The 20,934-nt window shown below is 72.5% G+C and carries 19 protein-coding genes; 9 read left to right on the top strand and 10 right to left on the bottom strand.

What is annotated here, in order from left to right; genetic code table 11:
• The first annotated feature begins 68 nt into the window (after positions 1–68).
• The gene (locus tag AB0I79_RS39105; RefSeq protein ID WP_357884595.1) at positions 69–776 is read left to right on the top strand and encodes a ThuA domain-containing protein; all 708 of its coding nucleotides are present in this window, start codon (positions 69–71) and stop codon (positions 774–776) included.
• Positions 761–1,849: a Gfo/Idh/MocA family oxidoreductase gene (locus AB0I79_RS39100; protein ID WP_357884593.1), complete on the top strand. Its 1,089-nt coding sequence runs from the start codon at positions 761–763 to the stop codon at positions 1,847–1,849. Before AB0I79_RS39105 ends, AB0I79_RS39100 begins: the two co-directional genes overlap by 16 nt.
• A 124-nt stretch (positions 1,850–1,973) precedes the next feature.
• Here the strand turns inward: AB0I79_RS39100 and AB0I79_RS39095 are convergent, their stop codons facing one another.
• Entirely contained in the window at positions 1,974–2,663 is a 690-nt protein-coding gene (locus AB0I79_RS39095; RefSeq protein WP_357884591.1) for a GNAT family N-acetyltransferase, read from the bottom strand.
• 208 nt (positions 2,664–2,871) lie between these two features.
• Here AB0I79_RS39095 and AB0I79_RS39090 point away from each other — a divergent pair, with 208 nt between their 5' ends.
• Positions 2,872–3,000, top strand: a complete 129-nt coding sequence (locus AB0I79_RS39090; RefSeq protein WP_357884589.1) for a hypothetical protein — start codon at positions 2,872–2,874, stop codon at positions 2,998–3,000.
• Positions 3,001–3,076: 76 nt separating this feature from the next.
• Here AB0I79_RS39090 and AB0I79_RS39085 read toward each other — a convergent pair whose 3' ends face one another.
• Positions 3,077–4,426: an MFS transporter gene (locus AB0I79_RS39085; protein WP_357884587.1), complete on the bottom strand. Its 1,350-nt coding sequence runs from the start codon at positions 4,424–4,426 to the stop codon at positions 3,077–3,079.
• Positions 4,427–4,554: 128 nt separating this feature from the next.
• Between AB0I79_RS39085 and AB0I79_RS39080 the strand changes: the two genes are divergently transcribed.
• On the top strand, positions 4,555–5,232 hold the full coding sequence (locus tag AB0I79_RS39080; RefSeq protein ID WP_357884585.1) for a GntR family transcriptional regulator: 678 nt from the start codon (positions 4,555–4,557) through the stop codon (positions 5,230–5,232).
• Between the two features lie 141 nt (positions 5,233–5,373).
• Complete coding sequence (locus tag AB0I79_RS39075) at positions 5,374–6,360, top strand: dihydrodipicolinate synthase family protein (RefSeq protein ID WP_357884583.1); 987 nt, start codon at positions 5,374–5,376, stop codon at positions 6,358–6,360.
• 52 nt (positions 6,361–6,412) lie between these two features.
• Here AB0I79_RS39075 and AB0I79_RS39070 read toward each other — a convergent pair whose 3' ends face one another.
• Together AB0I79_RS39070 and AB0I79_RS39065 are read right to left on the bottom strand one after the other, a co-directional pair.
• Entirely contained in the window at positions 6,413–8,020 is a 1,608-nt protein-coding gene (locus tag AB0I79_RS39070) for an amidohydrolase (RefSeq protein ID WP_357884581.1), read from the bottom strand.
• Positions 8,021–8,052: 32 nt separating this feature from the next.
• Complete coding sequence (locus AB0I79_RS39065) at positions 8,053–9,330, bottom strand: MFS transporter (protein ID WP_357884579.1); 1,278 nt, start codon at positions 9,328–9,330, stop codon at positions 8,053–8,055.
• 121 nt (positions 9,331–9,451) lie between these two features.
• Between AB0I79_RS39065 and AB0I79_RS39060 the strand changes: the two genes are divergently transcribed.
• A complete protein-coding gene (locus AB0I79_RS39060) occupies positions 9,452–11,080 on the top strand; it encodes a PucR family transcriptional regulator (RefSeq protein ID WP_357884577.1) in 1,629 nt (542 codons plus the stop codon).
• A 43-nt stretch (positions 11,081–11,123) separates the two neighbouring features.
• On the top strand, positions 11,124–12,314 hold the full coding sequence (locus AB0I79_RS39055; protein WP_357884575.1) for a cytochrome P450: 1,191 nt from the start codon (positions 11,124–11,126) through the stop codon (positions 12,312–12,314).
• A 3-nt stretch (positions 12,315–12,317) separates the two neighbouring features.
• Here AB0I79_RS39055 and AB0I79_RS39050 read toward each other — a convergent pair whose 3' ends face one another.
• From AB0I79_RS39050 to AB0I79_RS39040, 3 genes are read right to left on the bottom strand one after another with little or no spacing between them, the layout of a single operon-like run.
• A complete protein-coding gene (locus AB0I79_RS39050) occupies positions 12,318–13,139 on the bottom strand; it encodes a carbohydrate ABC transporter permease (RefSeq protein WP_357884573.1) in 822 nt (273 codons plus the stop codon).
• A complete protein-coding gene (locus AB0I79_RS39045; protein ID WP_357884571.1) occupies positions 13,139–14,080 on the bottom strand; it encodes a sugar ABC transporter permease in 942 nt (313 codons plus the stop codon). The genes AB0I79_RS39050 and AB0I79_RS39045 overlap by 1 nt, the downstream gene beginning before the upstream one ends.
• A 2-nt stretch (positions 14,081–14,082) precedes the next feature.
• Positions 14,083–15,381 carry an ABC transporter substrate-binding protein gene (locus AB0I79_RS39040; protein ID WP_357884569.1) on the bottom strand — a complete coding sequence of 433 codons (1,299 nt, stop codon included), beginning with the start codon at positions 15,379–15,381 and terminating at the stop codon, positions 14,083–14,085.
• A 118-nt stretch (positions 15,382–15,499) separates the two neighbouring features.
• On the opposite strand from AB0I79_RS39040, the gene AB0I79_RS39035 reads away from it, so the two are divergent.
• Positions 15,500–16,444, top strand: coding sequence for a carbohydrate kinase family protein (locus AB0I79_RS39035; protein WP_357884567.1), 945 nt, complete (start codon positions 15,500–15,502; stop codon positions 16,442–16,444).
• Positions 16,441–17,721 carry an alpha-glucosidase/alpha-galactosidase gene (locus AB0I79_RS39030; RefSeq protein ID WP_357884565.1) on the top strand — a complete coding sequence of 427 codons (1,281 nt, stop codon included), beginning with the start codon at positions 16,441–16,443 and terminating at the stop codon, positions 17,719–17,721. The genes AB0I79_RS39035 and AB0I79_RS39030 overlap by 4 nt, the downstream gene beginning before the upstream one ends.
• An 8-nt stretch (positions 17,722–17,729) precedes the next feature.
• On the opposite strand, the gene AB0I79_RS39025 is transcribed toward AB0I79_RS39030, so the two are convergent.
• From AB0I79_RS39025 to AB0I79_RS39015, 3 genes are read right to left on the bottom strand one after another with little or no spacing between them, the layout of a single operon-like run.
• A complete protein-coding gene (locus tag AB0I79_RS39025; protein WP_357884563.1) occupies positions 17,730–18,521 on the bottom strand; it encodes a DeoR/GlpR family DNA-binding transcription regulator in 792 nt (263 codons plus the stop codon).
• A complete protein-coding gene (locus tag AB0I79_RS39020; protein WP_357884561.1) occupies positions 18,518–19,816 on the bottom strand; it encodes an alpha-glucosidase/alpha-galactosidase in 1,299 nt (432 codons plus the stop codon). Before AB0I79_RS39020 ends, AB0I79_RS39025 begins: the two co-directional genes overlap by 4 nt.
• A 40-nt stretch (positions 19,817–19,856) precedes the next feature.
• On the bottom strand, positions 19,857–20,663 hold the full coding sequence (locus tag AB0I79_RS39015) for an N-acetylmuramoyl-L-alanine amidase (protein WP_357884559.1): 807 nt from the start codon (positions 20,661–20,663) through the stop codon (positions 19,857–19,859).
• Positions 20,664–20,934: the final 271 nt, after the last annotated feature.

Here is a 20,934-nt window from a genome sequence, read left to right as displayed (position 1 = left end):
AGTGTGCCTCTTTTGGGACTTAAGTGGCGCGCGGCCTATTTGTGGTTCATCGAGTGATTGGCGAGTGCATGGCGGGCGAGCACAGGCGTACGGTCCTGGTGGTACGAGGCGGGTGGGAAGGGCACGTCCCGGTGGCGGCCACCGACCTCTTCGTGCCCTTCCTCGAGAAGAACGGGTTCGAGGTGCGGCTGGCGGACAGCCCGGCGCCCTACGCGGACCCCGCGTACATGTCCGGGGTCGATCTCATCGTGCAGTGCTACACGATGGGCACCATCGAGCAGGACCAGCTCAAGGGCCTGCGGGCGGCGATCGAGGCCGGCACCGGGATGGCCGGCTGGCACGGCGGCATCGCCGACTCCTACCGCAACTCCTCCGACTACCTGCACCTGATCGGCGGGCAGTTCGCGTGCCACCCGGGCAAGCACCCCGACGACGAGGACGCGGGCACCGAGCGGCACAACTTCGTCCCGTACACCGTCAACATGCTGCCCGAGGCGGCCGCGCACCCCATCACCGAGGGGATCGGCGACTTCGACCTCGTCACCGAGCAGTACTGGGTGCTGGCCGACGACTACAACGACGTGCTGGCGACCACGACGCAGAAGGTGCGCCCGTGGGACCCCTGGCACCGGGAGGTGACCTCGCCGGCGATCTGGACGCGCCGCTGGGGCAAGGGGCGCATCTTCGTCGCGACCCCGGGGCACAGCCTCGACGTCCTGCAGCACGACAGCGTGCGCACCATCATCGAGAGGGGAATGTTGTGGGCCAGCCGCTGAACCTCGGCATCGTCGGTTGCGGGGCCATCTCGGCCCAGTACCTGCGCACCATCGACCGGCTGCCGCAGGTGCGGCTGGTGGCGGTGGCCGATCTGGACCCGGAGCGGGCGCGGGCGGCGGTGGCGGCGTACCCAGGCGTGGATGTGCTGGGCGTGCCGGAACTCCTGGCCGACGCCCGGATCGACGCCGTGCTCAACCTGACCATCCCGGCCGCGCACGCCGAGGTGGCGCTGCTCGCCATCGCGGCCGGCAAGGACGTCTACTGCGAGAAGCCGCTCGCCGCGACCGGCGAGGACGCGCGCCGGGTGCTGGAGGCGGCCGAGGCGGCGGGGGTACGGGTCGGCTGCGCGCCCGACACGGTGCTCGGCACCGGCACCCAGACCGCCCGCCAGGCCATCGACGACGGCCTCATCGGCCGGCCGGTCGCGGCCACTGCGACGATGGTGACGCCCGGTCACGAGCGCTGGCACCCGAACCCGGACTTCTACTACGTCGCCGGCGGCGGGCCGCTCCTGGACATGGGGCCGTACTACATCAGCAGCCTGGTGACGCTGCTCGGCCCCGTGACGACGGTGATCGGCGCGGCCAGCCGTACGCGGGCCAAGCGCACGATCGGCTCAGGCCCGCGCCAGGGCGAGGAGATCCCGGTCACCGTGGACACCCACGTCACCGGCGTGCTCGTGCACGAGTCCGGCGCGCTGTCCACGCTGGTGATGAGCTTCGACGCGGTGGCCACCAAGGCGCCGAACATCGAGGTGCACGGCGAGCGGGGCTCCCTCGTGGTACCCGACCCCAACCACTTCGACGGCGAGGTCATGCTGACCCGCCTCGGCGACGAGGGCCCGCGCCCGCTGCCGGTGTCGGCGGGGTACGCGGGCGCGGGCCGCGGCGTCGGCCTGATCGACCTCGCCGAGGGCCGCGAGCCCAGGGCGGGCGGCACGCTGGCCTTCCACGTGCTCGACGTCATGGAGTCGCTGCTCGCCTCGGCGCACGAGGGCCGGGCGGTGGACATCGAGAGCACCTGCGAGCGACCCAAGCCGGTGGCGCTGGACGGGCTCGGCGCCGAGCGGTAGTCAAGCGAGTGAAACCGTCCTGACTGCCGGATGAGGCCGTCAAACGGTTGCGGTCGTCAAGCGGATGAGGTCGTCAAACGGTTGTGGCCGTCAGGCGGGCGAGGCCGTCAGCGGGCTGAGGCCGTCACGGCGTGCGGAAGCCCCGGAACGTCACGGGCTTGCGGGTCTCGAAGCCGAGCCGCTCGTAGAGGGCGATCGCGCCGGTGTTCGCCTCGGCCACGTGGAGGAAGGGACGTTCGCCGCGAGCCAGGACACGCGCGGTGAGGGCACCGACCAGGCGGGCGGCGTGCCCTCGCCCGCGTGCCTCCGGGGCGGTGCAGACGGCGCTGATCTCCGTCCACCCCGGAGGCCGCAGGCGCTCGCCCGCCATCGCCACCAGGGCGCCGTTCTCGCGCACGCCGAGATAGGTGCCCAGCTCGCGGGTACGCGGCCAGAACGGCCCCGGCTGGGCGCGGGCGACGAGGGCCAGCATCTCGGGCACGTCGTCCGCGCCCAGCTCGACCACGCCGGCGCCGGTCCCGGCGGGCGGGCGATCGGGCCCGACCATCTGCCGGCCGTCGAGGACGAAGACCGGCTCCCAGCCCGGCGGCGGTGTCGCCGGGCTGCTGAACATGTCGGCGAGCTCGCCCGTGCCGAGCAGCCGGGCGAGGTCGGCCCACTCCTCCGGTCCCGCGCCAGGGGTCACCGTGGAGAAGGTGGCGACTCCCGGCTGGTAGGTGGCGGCCCGGCCGAGCCGGCGGGCGAGGTGCGCGTGGTGACCGCGCAGCGACTCGCCCACCGGGTCGTCGAGAGCGGGGACGTCGCGGCTGACCATGGTGCTGCACCTCTCGTGTCCTGCGGGGATCGACGGCCATCCTACGAACCACGCGAAGCGCCGCGGGCGCCGGGCCGGCCGGCACCGGCCTGTCGGGCACTCCCTCCCACTCCGGGCACGAGACCTGTCAGAGGGAGCCGGGACGGCCGCCCTTCTGCGCGGGCACGGGAGCGGGCCGCCCAGCATCGACGACATCATCACGATCCCCGTGGCAGGCGGCTACGGGCGGCTCCCCGGCATGTCGCGGGATCTCGACGGGGCCGGCGTGCGCGTGGCCGACCTGGCGCTGCGCCGGCCGAGCCCCGACGACGCCTTCCTCACCCTCACCGGCCTGTGACGGCCCTGCCGGACCGGCGCCGGCAGGGCCTGGCACAGCGCGGCCAGGGCCCGGCGCGACCCGGGATCATCGCGGCTCACCGGACGGAGTCGCCGGTGGTGGTCAGGTCGCGGCGGTAGGACTCGGGTGCCTTGTAGACGGCGATCATCGTCACGACCGCTCCCACCATGACGTACACCGCCACCAGCGGCCAGCGTGACCCGTCCGCCCCGGCCAGGGCGGTGGCGACGAACGGCGTCAGCCCGCCGGCGAAGATGGAGGCGATCTCCCGTCCGGCCGCGGCCCCCGTGTAGCGCCGCTCGGCGGGGAAGAGCTCGGCGTAGAAGGCGGGCTGGATGGCGTTGATCGCGTTGTGCCCGACGTTCAGCACCAGCACGTACCCGAGCACGATCAGCACCATCGACCCGCTGTGCAGCATCGCGAAGAACGGGAAGGCCATCACGAACACCACTGCCGCCCCGAAGAAGTAGACCGGCCGCCGCCCGATCCGGTCCGACAGGGCGGCGAAGGCGCCGTGGCTGACGAAGGCCAGCACCGCGGCGATCAGGATCGCGTTGTTGAGCTGCGCCTTGTCGATCCCGATGCTCGCCCCGTAGGACAGGGCGAACACCGTGAGCAGGAAGTACGGCAGCGCCTCGGCGAACCGCAGGCCCACGATCAGCAGCAGGTTGCGCCAGTCGTCGACGAAGATCCGGCGGATCGGCCCGTGGGCGTGACGCTGCGGATCCGCGGCGACGGCCTCGGTGAAGACCGGGGTCTCGTGCAGGCTGCGCCGCATCCAGAACGTCACCACGAGCACCACCGCCGACAGCAGGAACGGGATGCGCCACCCCCAGCTCAGCAACTGCTCGTCCGGCAGCGTGAAGACGTAGGCGAAGACGCCCGTGATGAGGATCTGCGCGGAGAACCCGCCGGTGTTCGGCCAGGCGCTGAAGAAGCCGCGCCGGTGCGGCGGCGCCGACTCCAGCACGATGATCATGGAGCCGCCCCACTCGCCGCCGACCGCGAACCCCTGCAGCAGCCGCAGCACCACCAGCAGGACCGGCGCCCAGACCCCGATCGAGTCGTACCCGGGCAGCAGGCCGATGAGGATCGTGCTCACCCCCATCAGCACCAGCGTGACCATCAGGGTGGACTTGCGGCCGTGCCGGTCGCCACGGCTGCCGAAGTAGAGGCCGCCCAGCGGCCGGGCCAGGAAGCCGACCGCGAACGTGCCGAAGGCCGACAGCGTGGCCACGAAGCCGCCGGCGTCGGGGAAGAAGACCTTGGGGAAGACGACGGCGGCGGCCGTGCCGTAGACGAGGAAGTCGTAGTACTCGAGGGTGTTGCCGAGGAAGCTGGAGGCCGTGACCTTCCAGGTGTAGCGAAGGTCGGTGCGTGGGGGAGAGGTCGCGACCATGGCGACGCCCTTTCTGCCGTGCGGCATTCGACGTTTCCGCAGGGATTCAGTTGCCGCACACTATGACTCGGCAAACGGTTAACCGTCAACGGTTAACGTTGACCGTATGCCGTCCAGCGCGTTAGGCTCCGTGCAGGACACGAGAGGAGAGCTGGGTGACGATCACCAATCCGCTGCGTCATCCCCCGCTCGGGGACCAGCTGCTCGCCCAGCTCCGCTCGCTCATCGTGCGCGGCGAGCTGGCCGTGGGGACGCACCTGGTCGAGGGCAGGATCGCGGAGCGCTTCGGGGTGAGCCGCGGGCCGGTCCGCGACGCCCTGCGCCAGCTCGAGATCGAAGGCCTGGTCGAGACGCGCAAGCGTGGCGTCTTCGTACGCGGCCTGTCCGACACCGACCTCGTCGAGCTCTACTCCCTGCGCGGCGCCCTGGAAGGCCTGGCCATCAAGGAGGCCATCGCCCGGCTCGACGCCGCCGACTGGACCCCGGTGGACGAGGCGGTCGAGCAGATGCGCGCCGCGGCGGCCACGCCCGACCCCGCCAAGTTCGCCGCCGCCGACCTCGACTTCCACAGCGGCTTCTACACGCTCGGCGCCAACCGCTGGCTCACCGCCACGTGGGAGCTGCACCGGCCGCTGTTCGCCACCGTGCTGGAGATCACCAACACCGACCGCGACCTCATCCCCGTCGCCGAGGACCACGCCGACCTGAGCGGCATCGTCCGCTCGGGCGACGTGGACGCGGCGCTGACCGCCCTCGCGGCGCACCTCGACGGCTCCTGCGGCCGCATCCGCGCCACGCTGAGCGAACGGCCCCGCCCGCAGCCCGCGTTCTGACACCGATCCTCGTCCCAGGCCGGGCCGGTCCGCAGTGGACCTCCTGACTCGGACCGGCCCTTCCCTTCGAGTCACCACCTCGGACCGGTCATCTCACAGCGAGGCCTCGCCATGCCACAAAGCGCCATGCCACAAAGCGCCATGCCAGAAAGCGCCGCGCCCCACGATCCAGCACGACACAACCCCGCACAGCACAACGCCGCGCCACAGGGCAGTGCCGCACCACAGAGCCCCCACACGTCGTACGACGCCGCGCCAGGAAGCGCCGGCCCTCCCGCTCCGCGCGCCGAGGTGCTCGCCGCCGTCCCGACCTTCTTCGACGAGGCCGGCGAGCTCGACCTCGCCACCACCAAGGCGTACTTCGCCGACCTCGCGCCCCGCGTGGACGGCGTGTTCGTCTGCGGCACCACCGGCGAGTTCCCGGCCCTGGAGCGGGCCGAGCGGCGGGCGGTCGCGGAGGCGGCGCTGGCCGCGTTCGGGCCCGAGCGGGTGGTGGTGCACGTGGGGGCCGCCGCCACCCGGGAGTCGGTGGCGCTGACCAGGGACGCGGTCGCCGCGGGCGCGCGCAGGCTGGCCGCGCTGACCCCGTACTACCTGCCCGCCGACACCGGTGCCGTCCTGCGGCACTTCGACGAGGTGGCGCGGGCGGCGGGCCCGGCCGCCGTGTACGGGTACGTGTTCAGCGAGCGCACCGGCGTGGCCGTCGAGCCCGCCGCCCTGGCCGCCGCGACCGGGCTGGCGGGCGCCAAGCTGAGCGGCCGCGCGGCGGACCGGTTCGCCGAGTACGCCGCCGCCCTCCCGCCCGGCCAGCGGCTGTGGTCCGGCTCGGATACCCGGCTCGCCGAGGTCGTGCGTGGCGGCGGCGCCGGAGTCGTCTCCGGCCTGTCGGCCGCCTTCCCCGAGCCGTTCACCCGCCTCGCCGACGCTGTCGCGAGCGGCGACACCCGGGCCGAACGCGACGCGCAGGCCCGGGCGGACGAGGTGCTGGACACGCTGGCCGGCACCGTGGAGGGCATCAAGCTCGCCCTGCACCACCTCGGCCACGGCACCGGAACCCTGCGCATGCCGGCTCCGGAGATCACCCCCGAGCGGCGCCGCCGCATCGCCCGCCTGGCGGCACGACCGTGAGGGGCCTGCCGAGCGGCGACACCGCACGCCCGCCGTACAGCGGTGAACGGGCTCAGGCGCGGTGAACGATCTTCCCGTCCAGCATGGTGAGCCACGCGTCCACCCCGGCCAGCTCGTCGGCGGGCAGCCCGGCGACGTCGGCGTCCAGCACCACCACGTCCGCGAGCTTCCCGGGCGTCAGCGACCCGATCCGATCCTCCATGCGCAGCGCGTAGGCGGCGTCGATGGTGTGCGCTCGCAGCGCCTCCTCCAGGGTGATCGCCTGCTCGGCCCCGATCGGGCCGCCCTCACGGGTCCGCCGCCGCACCGCGTTCGAGATCGTCTCCATCGGCCGCAGCGACGACACGAACGAGTCGCTGGACAGCACCGGTCGCAGCCCGGCGTCCAGCTCCTCGCGCATCGGCTGCAGCCGGTGCGCCCGCCGCTCCCCGAGCCGGCGCACGAAGTCGGTGCCGCTGTCGAACAGGAAGTTGGGCTGGTTGACCGGGATCACCCCGAGCGCGGCGAACTCCCTGACCTGCGCGGGCGTCGGATGGCCGCAGTGCTCGATCCGGGGCCTGGCGTCGTCGCCCGACACCGCCACCGCGGCCTTGATCGCGTCCAGGGAGTAGCCCATGGCGCGGTCGCCCTGCGTGTGAATGCCGATCTGCCAGCCGGCGGACGCCGCCTTCCGCACCAGCTCCACGAGCTGGGCGGGCTCGTGGTAGAGGGACCCGGCGAAGTCCTCCCCGTACGGCTCCTCGAACATCGCGGTGCCGCCGAGCAGCGTGCCGTCGCAGTAGAACTTCATCGCGCCGAACCGCAGCCGGTCGTCGCCGAACGGTCCCGCCAGCCCGATCGAGGCCAGCTCGTCCAGCATGTGCGACAGCGGCATGACGGCCGTCCGGACCGGCAGCGTGCCCGCCTCCCACGCCGACCGGTAGACCAGCAGCTCCCGCCGCGACACCTGCGGGTCGCACACGGTGGTCACCCCGGCCCGCAGGTACGTCTCGCCGGCCAGCTCCAGCCACGACCGGAGCTGCTCCAGCGGCAGGTCCACGTGGAAGTTCGGGCCGTGGCAGCCGATGTCCACGGCCACCGGCAGCAGCAGCTCCATGGCGGAGTCCAGCACCATGCCGGTCAGCCGGCCGCCCTCGTCGCGCACGAACGCGCCGCCCGCCGGGTCGGGCACGTCCTCGCCGATGCCGCGCCAGGCCAGCGCGGTGGAGTTCACCACGGCCTGGTGCCCCGACACGTGGTAGACGATCACCGGGTGGTCGGTGGTGGCCTCGTCGAGCTGCCGCCGGGTGGGCCGGCCGCCGGGGAACTTGGCGTCGTCCATCCCGTACGCCCTGATCCACTGGCCCGCCGGCGTCCTGGCGGCCTCGGCGGCGATCGCGGCGACCAGATCGGCGGCGCTGCCGACGGCCGGGTAGCGCGCGTCCACCGCCACCAGCGTCTCGGCCGTGGACAGCAGGTGGTTGTGCGGGTCGATGAAGCCCGGCAGCACGCTGCGCCCGCCCGCGTCGACCACCGCGGCGCCGGGACCGGCCGCGGCCAGCACGTCGGGCTCGCGGCCCACGGCCAGGATCCGGCCGTCGCGGACCGCCACGGCCTGCGCCTGCGGGCTCGCCGGATCCATGGTGATGACCTTGCCGCCGGTGATGACGGTCGTGGACATGTCTGGGCTCTCCTGTTCGGTGAGGATCGGGGCTATTGGCTGAGGACCGGGGCGGCCGGCACGCGGTCGCGGTGACGCGGCGCCACGGCCAGGCAGACGACGCTGAGCACGCACATGCCGACGAGCAGCGCCACGGCCGGCCAGGCGGCGCCGCCGTACGCGGCGACGAGGGCGGTGGCGGCCAGCGGCGACAGGCCACCGAAGATCGCGCCCGCGCCCTGGTAGGCGAGCGAGATCCCGGTGTAGCGGACCTGCGGCGGGAACATCTCCGCCAGGATCGCGGCCATCGGCCCGTACGTGCCGGACGTGGCCAGCCGCATCAGCCCGAGCAACGCGAAGATCAGCACCGCGTCGCCCGAGCCGAGCACCGCGAACTGCGGCACGGCCAGCGCCGCGGTCAGGACCAGGAACACGATGGCGACCTTGCGGCTGCCGAACCGGTCGCCCAGCCAGGCGATGCCCAGCGTGGCGACCAGCTCGACGAACGAGGCGAAGCTGAGGCCGTTCAGGATGAGCTGCTCGGAGGCGCCGACGGACGGCCCTGTCGCGTACGACAGCAGGAACGTGGTCAGGATGTAGTAGCCGCCGATGGCCACCGGCAGGGTGCCGATCCCGAGCAGCACCGACCGCCACGAGGTGCGGAACACCTCCTTGATCGGCACCCCGGTCTTGTCCGCCTGCTCGAAGACCGGCGACTCCTCCACCCGCAGCCGGATGAACAGGCCGACCAGCACCAGCACGGCCGAGACGATGAACGGCACCCGCCAGCCCCACGACTGCAGGGCGTCGTCGCCGAACAGGCTCATCAGGCTGAACGCGCCCGTCGCCAGCAGCGCGCCCGCCGGGTTGCCGAGCTGCGCGAACCCGCCGTAGAAGGTCTTCCTGCCCTCGGGCGCGTGCTCGACGGCCATGAGCGCCGCCCCGCCCCACTCGCCGCCGACCGCCAGCCCCTGCACGAACCGCAGCAGCACCAGCAGCACCGGGGCGAGCGCCCCGATGGAGTCGTACGTGGGCAGCAGCCCGACGGCGAACGTGGCCGCGCCCATCATGAGCAACGTCACCACCAGCGCCGACTTGCGGCCGACCCGGTCGCCGAAGTGGCCGAACACGATGCCGCCGAGCGGCCTGGCGAAGAAGCCGACCGCGTAGGTGGCGAAGGACGCCATGAGCGCCACCGTGGGGCTGGAGGCGTTGGGGAAGAACAGGTCGTCGAAGAGCAGCGCGGCGGCGGTGGCGTAGACGTAGAAGTCGTACCACTCGATCGTGGTCCCGACGAAGGCGGCGCCGGCCGCCCGGGTGGCGCGGTTCATGGTTCCTCCGGGTGTAGGGGGTGCGACGACGATATGCGCAGGTCACCCCAGGGAGAGCCGGGACGGAACGCACCACCGGAGGTGAAATAGAGTGCGGTATGCACTCTCGTGAGGTGGCGCCGTGGCGTTGACGGTGGCGCAGGTGATGACCCTGCCGGCGATGGAGATGCGGCTGCTGGCCGGGCGCGCGGGCCTGGCGCGGGCGGTGCGGTGGGCGCACGTGTCGGAGCTGACCGACCCGGTGCCGTGGCTGCTCGGCGGCGAGCTGGTGATGACGATCGGCCTCGGCCTGCCCGCCGATGCCGCAGGGCGGCGCGCGTACGTCGAGCGGCTGGCCGGCGCGGGCTGCGCGGCGCTGGCCTTCGCCCTGGGAGAGGCGGTGACCTCGGTGCCCGCCGAGGTGCTGGCCACGGCCGACGAGCACGGCCTGCCGGTCCTGGAGATCCTGACGCCGTTCATCGCGGTGACGGAGGCGGTCGCCCGCTGGCACGCCGACGAGCGCGTACGCGGTGAGCGCCGCGTCGTGGCCGCCCAGGAGGCCATGGCGCGGGCCGCGCTGCAGGCGGGCAGCGCGGGCATCCTGCGCGCCCTGGCGGAGCACACCGGCGGCGAGGCCCTCCTGCTGGACCCGCACGGCACACCTCGCGCGTCGAGCCCGGCCGGGCCGTCACCCGAGCAGCACGGCGCGCCCGGTGCCCGCGTTCCCTCCGGCCCCCTCGGTGCTGCGGCCGGTAGGGCAGGGGTGGTGGAGCGGCCGTGGCACGGCAGGGCGGTGGCGGCGGCCCGGAGCGCGGCGCGCCGCAGTGCCACCGTTCTCGACGACGGCATTCACGCCGTCCAGGTGCAGAGCCTCGGCTTCACCGGCCCGCCGAGCGGCTGGCTGGCGATCCGCACGTCCTCGCCCCTGGAATGGCACACCAGGATGCTGGCCAACCAGGCGGCCTGCCTGCTGGCCATGGAGCTGGTGGGCGTGCGCGCGAACCGGGCCAGGGCGCACGCCCAGCGGGCCGCGCTGCTGTCGGCCGTGCTCGACGGCACCCTGACGCCGCGGCAGCTCGGCGAGCTGTGCCCAGTGGCGCCGCCGTACGAGGTGATCGCGGTGCGGGCGCCGGTACCGGCGGACGCGGCGATGGAGGCGCTGGAGGACGTGCTGCCCGCCCCGGACGCCGAGGACCGGGCGTTCGTCTGCGCCCGGCCCGGCGGGACGACCCTCTTCGTGCTCCCTGAGGACATCCCACCGCGGAGCCCCGGGCAGGGCGACGCCCGATCGCGGGGAGCGCGGCTGTGCGACCGGCTGGGCGCGCCGGGCGGCGGTTGCCGGGCGCACGACCTGGAGGAGCTGCCCGCGGCGGCCCGCCACGCCACCGCCCTGGCCGGCCGCGGCACCGCCCCCGGCTACACGCACGTGGACGAGCTGGAGACGGCGGCCCTGCTCAGGGACGCGTTCGTGCCCGAGGCCGCACACCGCTTCTCGGCCGCCGTGCTGCGCCCGCTGCGCGAGCACGAGGCGCGGCACGGCGGCGACCTGGTGGGCACGCTGCGCGCGTACCTGGAGGCGGGGGAGAACCTGGAGCTGGCCGCCAGGCGCCTGGGCGTGCACCGCAACACGCTGCGCCGCCGCCTGACCACCGCCGAACGCGTCTCGGGCCGCCCCTTCGCCGACCCTGGCCACCGCCTGCACCTGTGGCTGGCCGTCTCGCTCGGCGATCTCGTGCCGCCCGGCCGCCCGCGGGACGGGGAGAACGCCTAGCATCTGGAGGTGGCGGTCAGCGCAGATCCCCTCGGGAGACCACATGAGCGATTCCGCGACCTTACCCCTCTACATGCGCCGCTCCCTGTTCGACCCGGACCCCGAGCTCGTGCGGGTGCGCGAGCAGGAGGGCGTACGGCGGGTCGCCACCCCGTTCGGGGTGGACGTCTGGATGGTCACCAGGTTCGCCGACGTCAGGGAGGTGCTCGCAGACCCCGCGCGCTTCAGCAACGCCCGGCAGCCGCGCCCGCCGGGCGCGCCCGACATGCCCAGGGAGCAGGTCGAGGCGCAGCGGGCGGGCCACCTGCTGCTGCTCGACCCGCCCGAGCACACCCGGCTGCGCCGGATGCTGACGCCGGAGTTCACCGTGCGCCGCATCCGCCGCCTGGAGCCGCGCATCAAGGAGATCGTGACCGAGCACCTCGACGCGATGGAGGCGGCCGGCCCGCCCGCGGACCTGGTCGAGTCGTTCGCGCTGCCGATCCCGTCCCTGGTGATCTGCGAGCTGCTCGGCGTGCCCTACGCCGACCGTGAGGAGTTCCAGCGGCGCACGGCGAGCCTGCTCGACCTGTCCCTGTCGCTGAAGGAGCGGGCCCCGATCCGCGACGCCGCGCGGGCCTACATGGGCGAGCTCGTCGCCCGCGCCCGGGCGGAGCGGGGAGACGACCTGCTCGGCATGCTGGTACGCGAGCACGGCGACGACCTGACCACCGACGAGCTGATCGGCATCGGCAGCCTGCTGCTGGTGGCCGGCCACGAGACCACCTCCAACATGCTCGGCCTCGGCACCCTGGCCCTGTTGCGCCATCCCGACCAGCTCGACCTGCTCAGGAAGGAGCCCGAGCGCGTCGGCGCCGCCGTGGAGGAGCTGCTGCGCTGGCTCAGCATCGTGCACAACGGCACGTTCAAGGTCACCACCACCGAGGTCGAGCTGTCGGGTGTGAGCATCCCCGAGGACGCGCTGGTGGCGGTCGCGCTGCCCGCCGCCAACCGCGACCCCGCGCTCGTGCCCGACCCCGACCGGCTCGACCTCGGCCGCGGCGACCTGGGACACCTGGCCTTCGGCCACGGCGTGCACCACTGCCTGGGCGCGCCGCTGGCCAGGATGGAGATGCAGATCGCCTTCAACGCCCTGCTGGCGCGCTTCCCCGGGCTGCGCGAGGCCGGTCCGCCGCCCGGGTTCCGCGCCATGAACGTCGTGTACGGGCTGACCTCCTTCCACGTCACCTGGTGAGGCTCAGCCCTTCAGCCCGCTGAACGTCATGGTGGCCACGAACTGCCGCTGCGCCAGCACGAACGCGATGATGAGCGGCATCGTGGCCACCACGTTCCCGGCCATGAGCAGCGACCACTGCGTGTGCCGGGTGCCCTGGAAGTTGGCCAGCCCGAGCTGCATCGTGTAGAGGCTCTCGTCGCTGATCGCGACCAGCGGCCAGATCAGGTCGTTCCACGAGCCGAGCAGCGTGAACACGGTGAGCGTCGCCAGCGCGGGCCTGGCCAGCGGCAGCACCACCCGCCAGAACACGCCGAACGTCGAGCACCCGTCGATGCGGGCCGCGTCCTCCAGCTCGGCCGGCAGCGACAGGAAGAACTGCCGCATCAGGAAGATCCCGAACGCCGACGCCAGCCACGGCACGAACGCCGCCGCCAGGGTGTCGATCAGGCCGAGCCGGCTGAACATCACGTACGTCGGGATCATCAGCAGCTGCGTCGGGATCATGATGGTGGCCAGGATCATCAGGAACCCGGCGTTCCTGCCGAAGAACTTCAGCCGCGCGAAGCCGTACCCGGCCATGGAGCAGAGCACGAGCTGCGCGAGCACCGCGATCGCGGACACGATGACGGTGTTCAGCAGCCAGCGCAGCGCCTGCGACTCGGTGAACAGGCCGACGAAGCCGTCGAGCTGCAACCGGCTCGGGATGAGGCGGGGCGGGAAGCGGTTGATGTCGCCGTCCGGCATGAACGCGGTGAGCACCATCTGCGCCAGCGGCAGCGCGAACAGCAGGGCCAGCGGCATCAGCAGCAGGTGCCACGGGCTGAACGGCAGGCGTCTCAGCATCAGAAGGCCTCGATCTTGCTGCGCCGGGAGTAGACGATCATCCCGACGGTGATGAGCAGGGTCGCGGCGAACAGCCCGTAGGCGACGGCCGAGCCGTAGCCGAACTTCGTGAGCTTGAACGCCTGGAGGTAGACGTAGTAGACGATCGTCTGCGTCGCGCCCAGCGGGCCGCCCCTGGTCGTGGTGAAGACCAGGTCGAACAGCTGCAACGCGGTGATCGTCTGCCAGATGGAGGTGAAGACGGTGACCGGCCCGAGCGCGGGCAGCGTGACGTGCCGGAACACCTGCCAGCGGTTGGCGCCGTCCATCCGGGCCGCCTCGACCACGTCCTTCGGGATGTCCTGCAGCGCGGCCAGGTACACGACCACGGTGAAGCCGACCTGGCCCCACAGCGCGATCAGGCAGATCACCGCGAGCGCCTGCGACTGGCTCTCCAGGAACTGCTGCTGCGGCAGGCCGATCGTGCGCAGCACGGTGTTGGCGGCGCCGTACTGGGGGTTGAAGACGAAGCTGGCCAGGATGCCGGTCGCCGCCGCCGACGCGACGAACGGGATGAAGATGCACGTACGGTAGAAGCCGACCAGCTTGATCGGCCGGTTGAGCGCGACGGCGATCAGCATGCCGAGGAAGATCGACGAGGGCACGAACAGCACCGTGAACACCAGCGTGTGCCGCACCGCCGCGAGCAGGTCCGGGTCCTGGACCATGAGCTCGTAGTTCAGCAGGCCGATGGGCTTGGCGGGGGAGATGCCGTTCCACTTCTGCAGCGAGATGAGGAACGCCCACACCGCCGGAAAGATCGACAGGCCGACCACGAGCGCGGTGGCGGGCCCCGCGAACCCCCACCCGACCAGGCTGCGGTGCAGCCACCGCAGCCGGCCGGACGGGATCGCCGCGCGGGGGGCGGCGGACCGGCGCCGCCCGGCGAACAGCAGCGACATCCTCAGCCCCCGGCCAGCGCCTGGCGCGACTTGGCGGCCGCCTCGTCCAGCGCCGCCTTCGGCGTGGCCGCGCCCTGCAGCGCCTTGGCGATGGCCTCGCCGACGTAGCGCGACATCTCGACGTACCCGCTGACCGTGGGCCTGGCCTGCTTGGCGTTCGCCAGGTTGGCCACCAGCTTCTCGACGCCCGGGTACTCCTTGACGTAGGTCTGGTACTCCGGCAGCGACGTCTCCGAGGCGCGCAGCGGCAGGTTGCCCTGGGCCAGGTTCCACTGGGCGTCGCCCTCGGCCGAGGTGAGCCACTTCATCAGCTCGAACGACCAGTAGGCCCGGTTGGCGTCGCCGTTGTCGAACAGCGTCCACAGGTCCGGTCCCGAGACCGTCTGGTGGTCGCCGTTGGTGCCGGGCAGGAAGGCCACGCCGTAGTCGGTCTTCTTCTCCTTCAGTTCGAGCAGCGACCACGGGCCGTTGATGATCATCGCGATCCGGCCGTCCCCGAACAGCGGCGCGTACCGCTCGTCGGTCTGGTCGAGGTAGACGCTCTTGTCGTCCACCGCCATCGCCCGCAGGAACTCCAGCGCGTCCACCCCCGCCTGGGAGTTGAACGCGGCCTGCTTGCCGTCCTGCGACAGGATGCTGCCGCCGCGCTGCCACAGCAGCGGCCAGAAGTGCCAGGTGGTGTCCTCGGAGGCGCTCACCGAGTACGCGGTCCCGTAGATCTTCTCCGCAGGATCGGTCAGCTTCTTGGCCGCCGCTCTGAAGTCGTCCCAGGTCCAGTCGTCGGTCGGGTACGGCACCTGCTTGGCGTCGAAGAGCGTCTTGTTGTAGAGCAGGGCGAGGTTGTCCACGATCGCGGGGAAGCCGATGACCTGGCCGTTCGGCGTCGCGGTGCTGCGGGCCGAGGCGGGGAACTCCGTCCACTTGACCGCCGGGTCCTTCACCTTCTCGGTCAGGTCGAGCGTCTTGCCCGACTCCTGAAGCTGCGACGCCCAGCTACCGAAAGCATAGGAAATATCGGGATACACGCCGCTTGCGAAGCCCGCGGACAGCTTCTGCAGCAGCTCGTCGGTGGTGGACGCGCCCGAGGTGACCTCGATGGTGACGTTGGGATGCTGCTGGGTGAACTTGGCCGCCAGCCCCTCCAGGATCTTCTGCGCGTCGGAGGTCTGCCCCGACCACCACGTGAGCTTCACTTTCGCCTGCGGGTCCACGGTCCTGGGGCCCTCCTGCGACGGGCCCCCGCAGCCGGCGGCCGCCAGGATGATCGCCGCGACCAGGGCCGCCACGGTTCTTCTTCGCACTGGGGATGCTCCCTCCCGGAATGTTGGAGCCCATCATGGCTACTTTCGAAGTCTTGTCAATACCTTCGAAAAAGCGCAAGGGTTGACAAGCTTTCACAACTCCTGCGACTGTGCCGTGGTGTCCAGAACGACCTTCGACCTTCTAGTCGTGGGCGACGCCAACCCGGACGTGATCGTGTCGGGTTCGCCTCGCCATCCCGAGTTCGGCCAGCGCGAGCAGCTCGTCCCCGCCGCCGGCCTCGTGCTCGGCGGCTCCGGCGCGATCACCGCGTACGGCGCCGCCCGGCTGGGCCTGCGCACCGCGTTCGTCGGGCGGGTGGGGGACGACCCCGCGGGCGCCTTCGTCCTGGACGCCCTGCGCGGCGGCGGCGTGGACGTCTCGGCCTGCGTCGTCGATCCCGCCGTGCCCACCGCCATGACCGTGGTGCTGGTGGACGGCGACGACCGGGCCATCCTCACCGCCCCCGGCTGCCTCGACCGGCTCACCGCCACGGACGTGCCGCCCGGCCTGCTCGAACGCGCCGCGCACGTGCACGTCTCCTCGTACTTCCTGCAGCCGCTGCTGGCGGCGGGGCTGGCCGGGCTGTTCGGCATGGCCAGGGCCGCGGGCGCCTCGACCTCCCTCGACACCAACGACGACCCGGCCGGCCGCTGGGCGGGCCTGGCGGACGTGCTGCCGGTCACCGACGTGCTGCTGCCCAACGAGAACGAGGCCCTCGCCATCGCCCGCGCCGTCTCGGGAGCCGGCACGGACGAGCACGTCGATCTCGGGCGCGCGGTCAAGGAGCTGGCGGCCCTCGGCACCCTGCCCGTCGTCAAGCGCGGCGAGCGCGGCGCCCTCGCCTTCGCCGACGGCCAGCCGGTCGAGGTCTCCGCCCGCCCCGCCACCGTCGTGGACGCCGTCGGCGCGGGAGACAGCTTCAACGCGGGCCTGCTCGCCGCCCTCCTGCGCGGCCTGCCCCTGAGCCGGAGCATGTCGGTCGCCGTGACCTGCGGCACCCTTTCCACCCGCGCCGCCGGGGGCACCGCGGCGCAACCCACCTGGGAGGAAGCAACCTCATGAAGAAGATCGTGTTCGTCGGGGCGGGAAGCGTCGTCTTCACCCAGGGGCTGCTCGCCGACCTGGTCGCCTTCCCCGAGCTGCGCGGCATGCGCATCGCCCTGCACGACATCGACCCCGAGCGGCTGCGGGTGGCCGAGGCCGTCGCCCGCCGCATCACCGCCGGTGACGGCGACGGGGCCGCCGCCGTCACCGCCCACCTCGACCGCCGCGAGGCGCTCGACGGCGCCGACTTCGTGATCAACATGGTGCAGGTCGGCGGCTACGACGCCACCGTCACCGACTTCGAGATCCCCGCCAGGTACGGCCTGCGCCAGACCATCGCCGACACCATCGGCGCGGGCGGCGTGTTCCGCGCGCTGCGCACGTTCCCCCTCCTCGACGCGCTCGCGGCGGACATCAACGCGGTCTGCCCCGACGCGCTGCTGCTCAACTACACCAACCCGATGGCGATGAACGTCTGGTACCTGTCGGGCAAGGTCAGGAACGTGGTCGGCCTGTGCCACTCGGTCTACTGGACGATGCGGGGCCTGGCAGAGCTGGTGGCGGTGCCGTACGAGGAGATCTCGTACATCGCGGCCGGCGTCAACCACCAGGCGTGGGTGCTGCGCTTCGAACGCGACGGCGAGGACCTGTACCCCCGGCTGAACGTGGACGACCCCGAGCTGCGGCGGCGGGTGCGGATCGACATGTACCGGCGGCTCGGCTACTACCCGACCGAGACCAGCGAGCACTCCGCCGAGTACGTGCCCTGGCTGATGCACCACGACTCCGAGCTCGACCGGCTGCGCATCCCGGTGGGGGAGTACCTGCGGGTCAGCGAGGACAACCTGGCCGAGTACAAGCGCACCCGCGACCTCGTCCGGCACGGCGGCGAGCTCGACATCGCCGGCACCGACGAGTACGCCCCCCAGATCATCCACAGCATCGTCACCGGCACGCCCCGCGTCGTTTACGGCAACGTCGTCAACGACGGGCTCATCTCGAACCTGCCCCAGGGCTGCGTGGTGGAGGTGCCGTGCGCGGTGGACGCCACCGGCGTGCGGCCCACCGCCATCGGCGCGCTGCCCCCGCAGTGCGCGGCCCTGAACAGGACCTACGCGAGCGTCAACGAGCTGACGGTACGCGCCGCGCTCGAAGGCGACCCCCGCCACGTCAGGCACGCCCTGATGATCGACCCCAACACGGCGGCCTCGCTCACGCTGGACGACATCTGGCGCATGGCCGACGACCTCACCCGCGCCCACGGCGACCTCCTCCCGGAGGCCCTCAGGGCGTAGCAGGGAGCTCAGCGGGCGATCTCGACCGCCAGCCCCTTGTCCCGCAGCGCGGCCACGCACTCGGGGTCGGCCGACTCGCCCGTGATCAGCAGGTCGATCTCGCCGACCGCGCAGATCGGCGCCATCTCCACCACACCCAGCTTGGACGCGTCCGCGACGAGGATCTTCCTGGTCGCGGCGCGCAGCATGCGCTGCTTCATCTCCGCGTCGGGCAGGCTCACGTTCGTCACCCCGCCGGCCGCGTCGACGCCGCCGCAGCCCAGGATGACGGTGTGGGCGCGGATGCCCTCCAGCAGCTTGCCGCCCAGCGGATCGACCAGCGAGTGCTGCTGCCGCCGCAGGCTGCCACCGGTCACCACGACCGAGATGCGCGGCAGCGCGGGCTCCAGCTCCAGCGCCGTGCGCAGCCCGTTGGTGAACACCGTCACCTCGGTCAGGTCGGAGCGCGCCACCAGCTCCCTGGCCACGTACGTCGTGGTCGTGCCCGCCCCCATCAGCACGCTCTCGCCCGAGCCGACCAGCCGCGCCGCGACCTTCGCGATGGACGACTTCTCCACCGCCGCCGTGCCCAGCGACAGCTCGAACGACGGCTCCACGTGCGGCGCGGGCCCGGCGGACACGGCACCGCCGCGCACCCGGCGCACCTTGCCCTGCTCCTCCAGCGCGTCGAGGTCGGCCCGGACCGTCACGCTGGACACGCCGAACGCCTCGGCCAGCTCCGCGACCCGGGCGAACTCCTGCTCGGTCAGCAACGCCAGCATGCGCTCGCGCCGCACCTCCGTCGGCATCGATTCGCTCACCGGCGCACCGCCGCCGGCAGCAGGTCGCCGTGCGCCTCGATCAGCTCGTCGCAGAGCGCCTCGATCGCGGGCAGCGGCAGCGTGGCCGCTGTGTTGGGGTCGAGCATGGCCGCCCGGTAGACGTGCGCGCGCTCCCCGTCGAGCACCGCGCGCACGGTCAGCTCCACCACGTTGAGGAACGTCCGGTTGAGCGCGGCGAGCTGGACGGGCAGGTCGCCGACGGCCCGCGGGCGCACCCCGCCGGAGCCGACCAGGGCCGGCACCTCCACGCACGCCTCCCCGGGCAGGTTGCCGATCAGGCCGCGGTTGGGCACGTTGACGTAGATCTCCTTCTCCTCGCCGGTCAGCAGAGCCAGGATCATCGCGGCGGCGGGCTCCTGGTGCTGCCACCGGATGAGCAGCTTGTGGCCGGCGGACAGGGCGCGCCGCGTCTCCTCGTACAGGTGCAGGCTCTGCCCGACGCGGCGCAGGTACTCCTCGACCGGCACGCCCAGCCTGGCGGTCTCCTCGGGATGGCGCATGATCCACGGCACGTACTCGGCGGCGTGCTCGCTCGACTGCGTGGGGAAGTGGCCGAAGGTCCGGTAGAGCTCGACCCGCACGTGCCTGCGCAGCTGGGCGTCGGCGGCGATCACCGCGTCGAGCTCGGGGTAGAGCGAGCGGCCGCCCGCCTCGAAGCGCAGCACGAACGACTGGTGGTTGAGCCCGGCGCTGAGGAAGGTGATCTCGTCCTCGTCGCGGCCGACCAGGTCGGCGAGGTAGGCGTGCGTGTCGCACACCGCGTGGCACAGCCCGGCGAACCGCTCGAACCCGGTGGCCTCGTGCACCGCCCACCCGGTCATCGCCATCGGGTCGGTGCAGCTCAGCAGCCACGCCTGCGGGCACAGCTCGGCCATCTGCCCGGCCAGCTCCACCAGCACCGGGATCGTGCGCAGCCCGCGGAACACGCCGCCGATGCCGATGGTGTCGCCGATGGTCTGGCGCAGGCCGTACCGGTGGGGGATCTCGAAATCGCGCAGCGTGGCCTCGAACCCGCCGACGTCGAGGTGGCCGACCACGAAGTCGGCCCCCTTGAGCGCCTGCCGCCGGTCGAACACGCTGCGGATCTTCGCATCCGCCCCCGCCTCCGCGCCCAGCGCCCGCACCAGCGTCTCGGCCGTCGCCAGCCTGCCGGGGTCGTCGTCGTGCAGCACGACCTCCAGCTCGCCGCGCAGGGCAGGGGCGAGCATCAGCGCGGACAGGACGCGGCGCGTCAGCTCCACGTCACCGACCCCGATGAAGACGATCCGCGCCATCCCCGCAGTATCCCACGCCCGCGGCGCGGGGGCGGCTGCGTCAGACCCGCAGCAGCGGCGCCCAGGTACGCGGCCCGACGAGGCCGTCCGGGTCGATGCCCTCGGCCTGCTGGAACCTGCGCACCAGCTCGACCAGCCCGTCGTCGCAGCGGGTGGACTTCAGCCACCCCTCCAGCCCGTCCTGGACCGAGGCGTAGGCGGCGGGAGGCACGTGCCCCCGGGCGAACAGGCAACCCCTGACGGTCTTGACGTCGTAGTTGTCGTCGCCGAGCCGGATCAGCGGCAGTTCCTTCACGATCTCCTCCGTCCAGGATGGGCCGGGCGCGCCGGCGATGAGGGCGGCGACGGCCGCCCGGAAGTCGGTCATGTCGATGGAGTGGGGGTCGGGCTTGGCGGTGTTGACCTCCCGGTGGGCCTTGACGCGCGAGGCGCCCAGCCCGAACTCGCGGCACAGCTCCGCGCACAGCCGCCGGTACGCGTCGAGCTGGACCTCCGGCCACGGCTGGGAGCCGTTGTTCTCGGCCTCGATGCCGAGCGAGCTGGAGTTGTCGTGCCGCGGCGAGGTCGAGGGCGCGTTGTGCCAGCAGCGCCCTGCGGCGATGACGTAGATGCGGCCCGACCTGCCGAGCCCGAACTGCGACAGCGGCCCCGGCAGGCCCGGCCGGCCGTCGCGCACCACCGCGAGCGAGGGGTGGTCGCCGCCGCCGGCCGGGCCGGCGGTGTGGTGGCAGACGATGCCCTGCACCTCCGGCTGCGGCCCGTGGCCGCGGCTCTTCCACCCCGCCACCTCGGTCACCGGGTGGCCCGTGCGGCGGGCGACGTCGGCGAGCTGGGTCAAATACGGCATCGAGCACCTCCGTCTTGCGTCTGGATGAGTCTCACACCCTTCGATCGGCGACGAGTATCCATCGTGTCGCTGTACGTGATCACCGCCGGGCGGGCCGATGACCGCGGCCCCGGCCACGCTCGGCGGGCGCCTACAGATCACTACCATGCCGTACCGGTACGCGACCGGGAGATCCGGAGAATCAGGGCGATCCGCCCTCTGGCAGGCGCGCGAACCCCGGGGTCTCTGAGATCTATCCCCGGACGTCATCGCCCGGTCACGGCATCGGCGG

It is taken from the genome of Nonomuraea sp. NPDC050202, from assembly GCF_040656115.1.
GTDB lineage: Bacteria > Actinomycetota > Actinomycetes > Streptosporangiales > Streptosporangiaceae > Nonomuraea.
The sequence above is the reverse complement of the archived record's forward strand: the minus strand, read 5'-3'. Positions and strand labels throughout refer to the sequence as shown.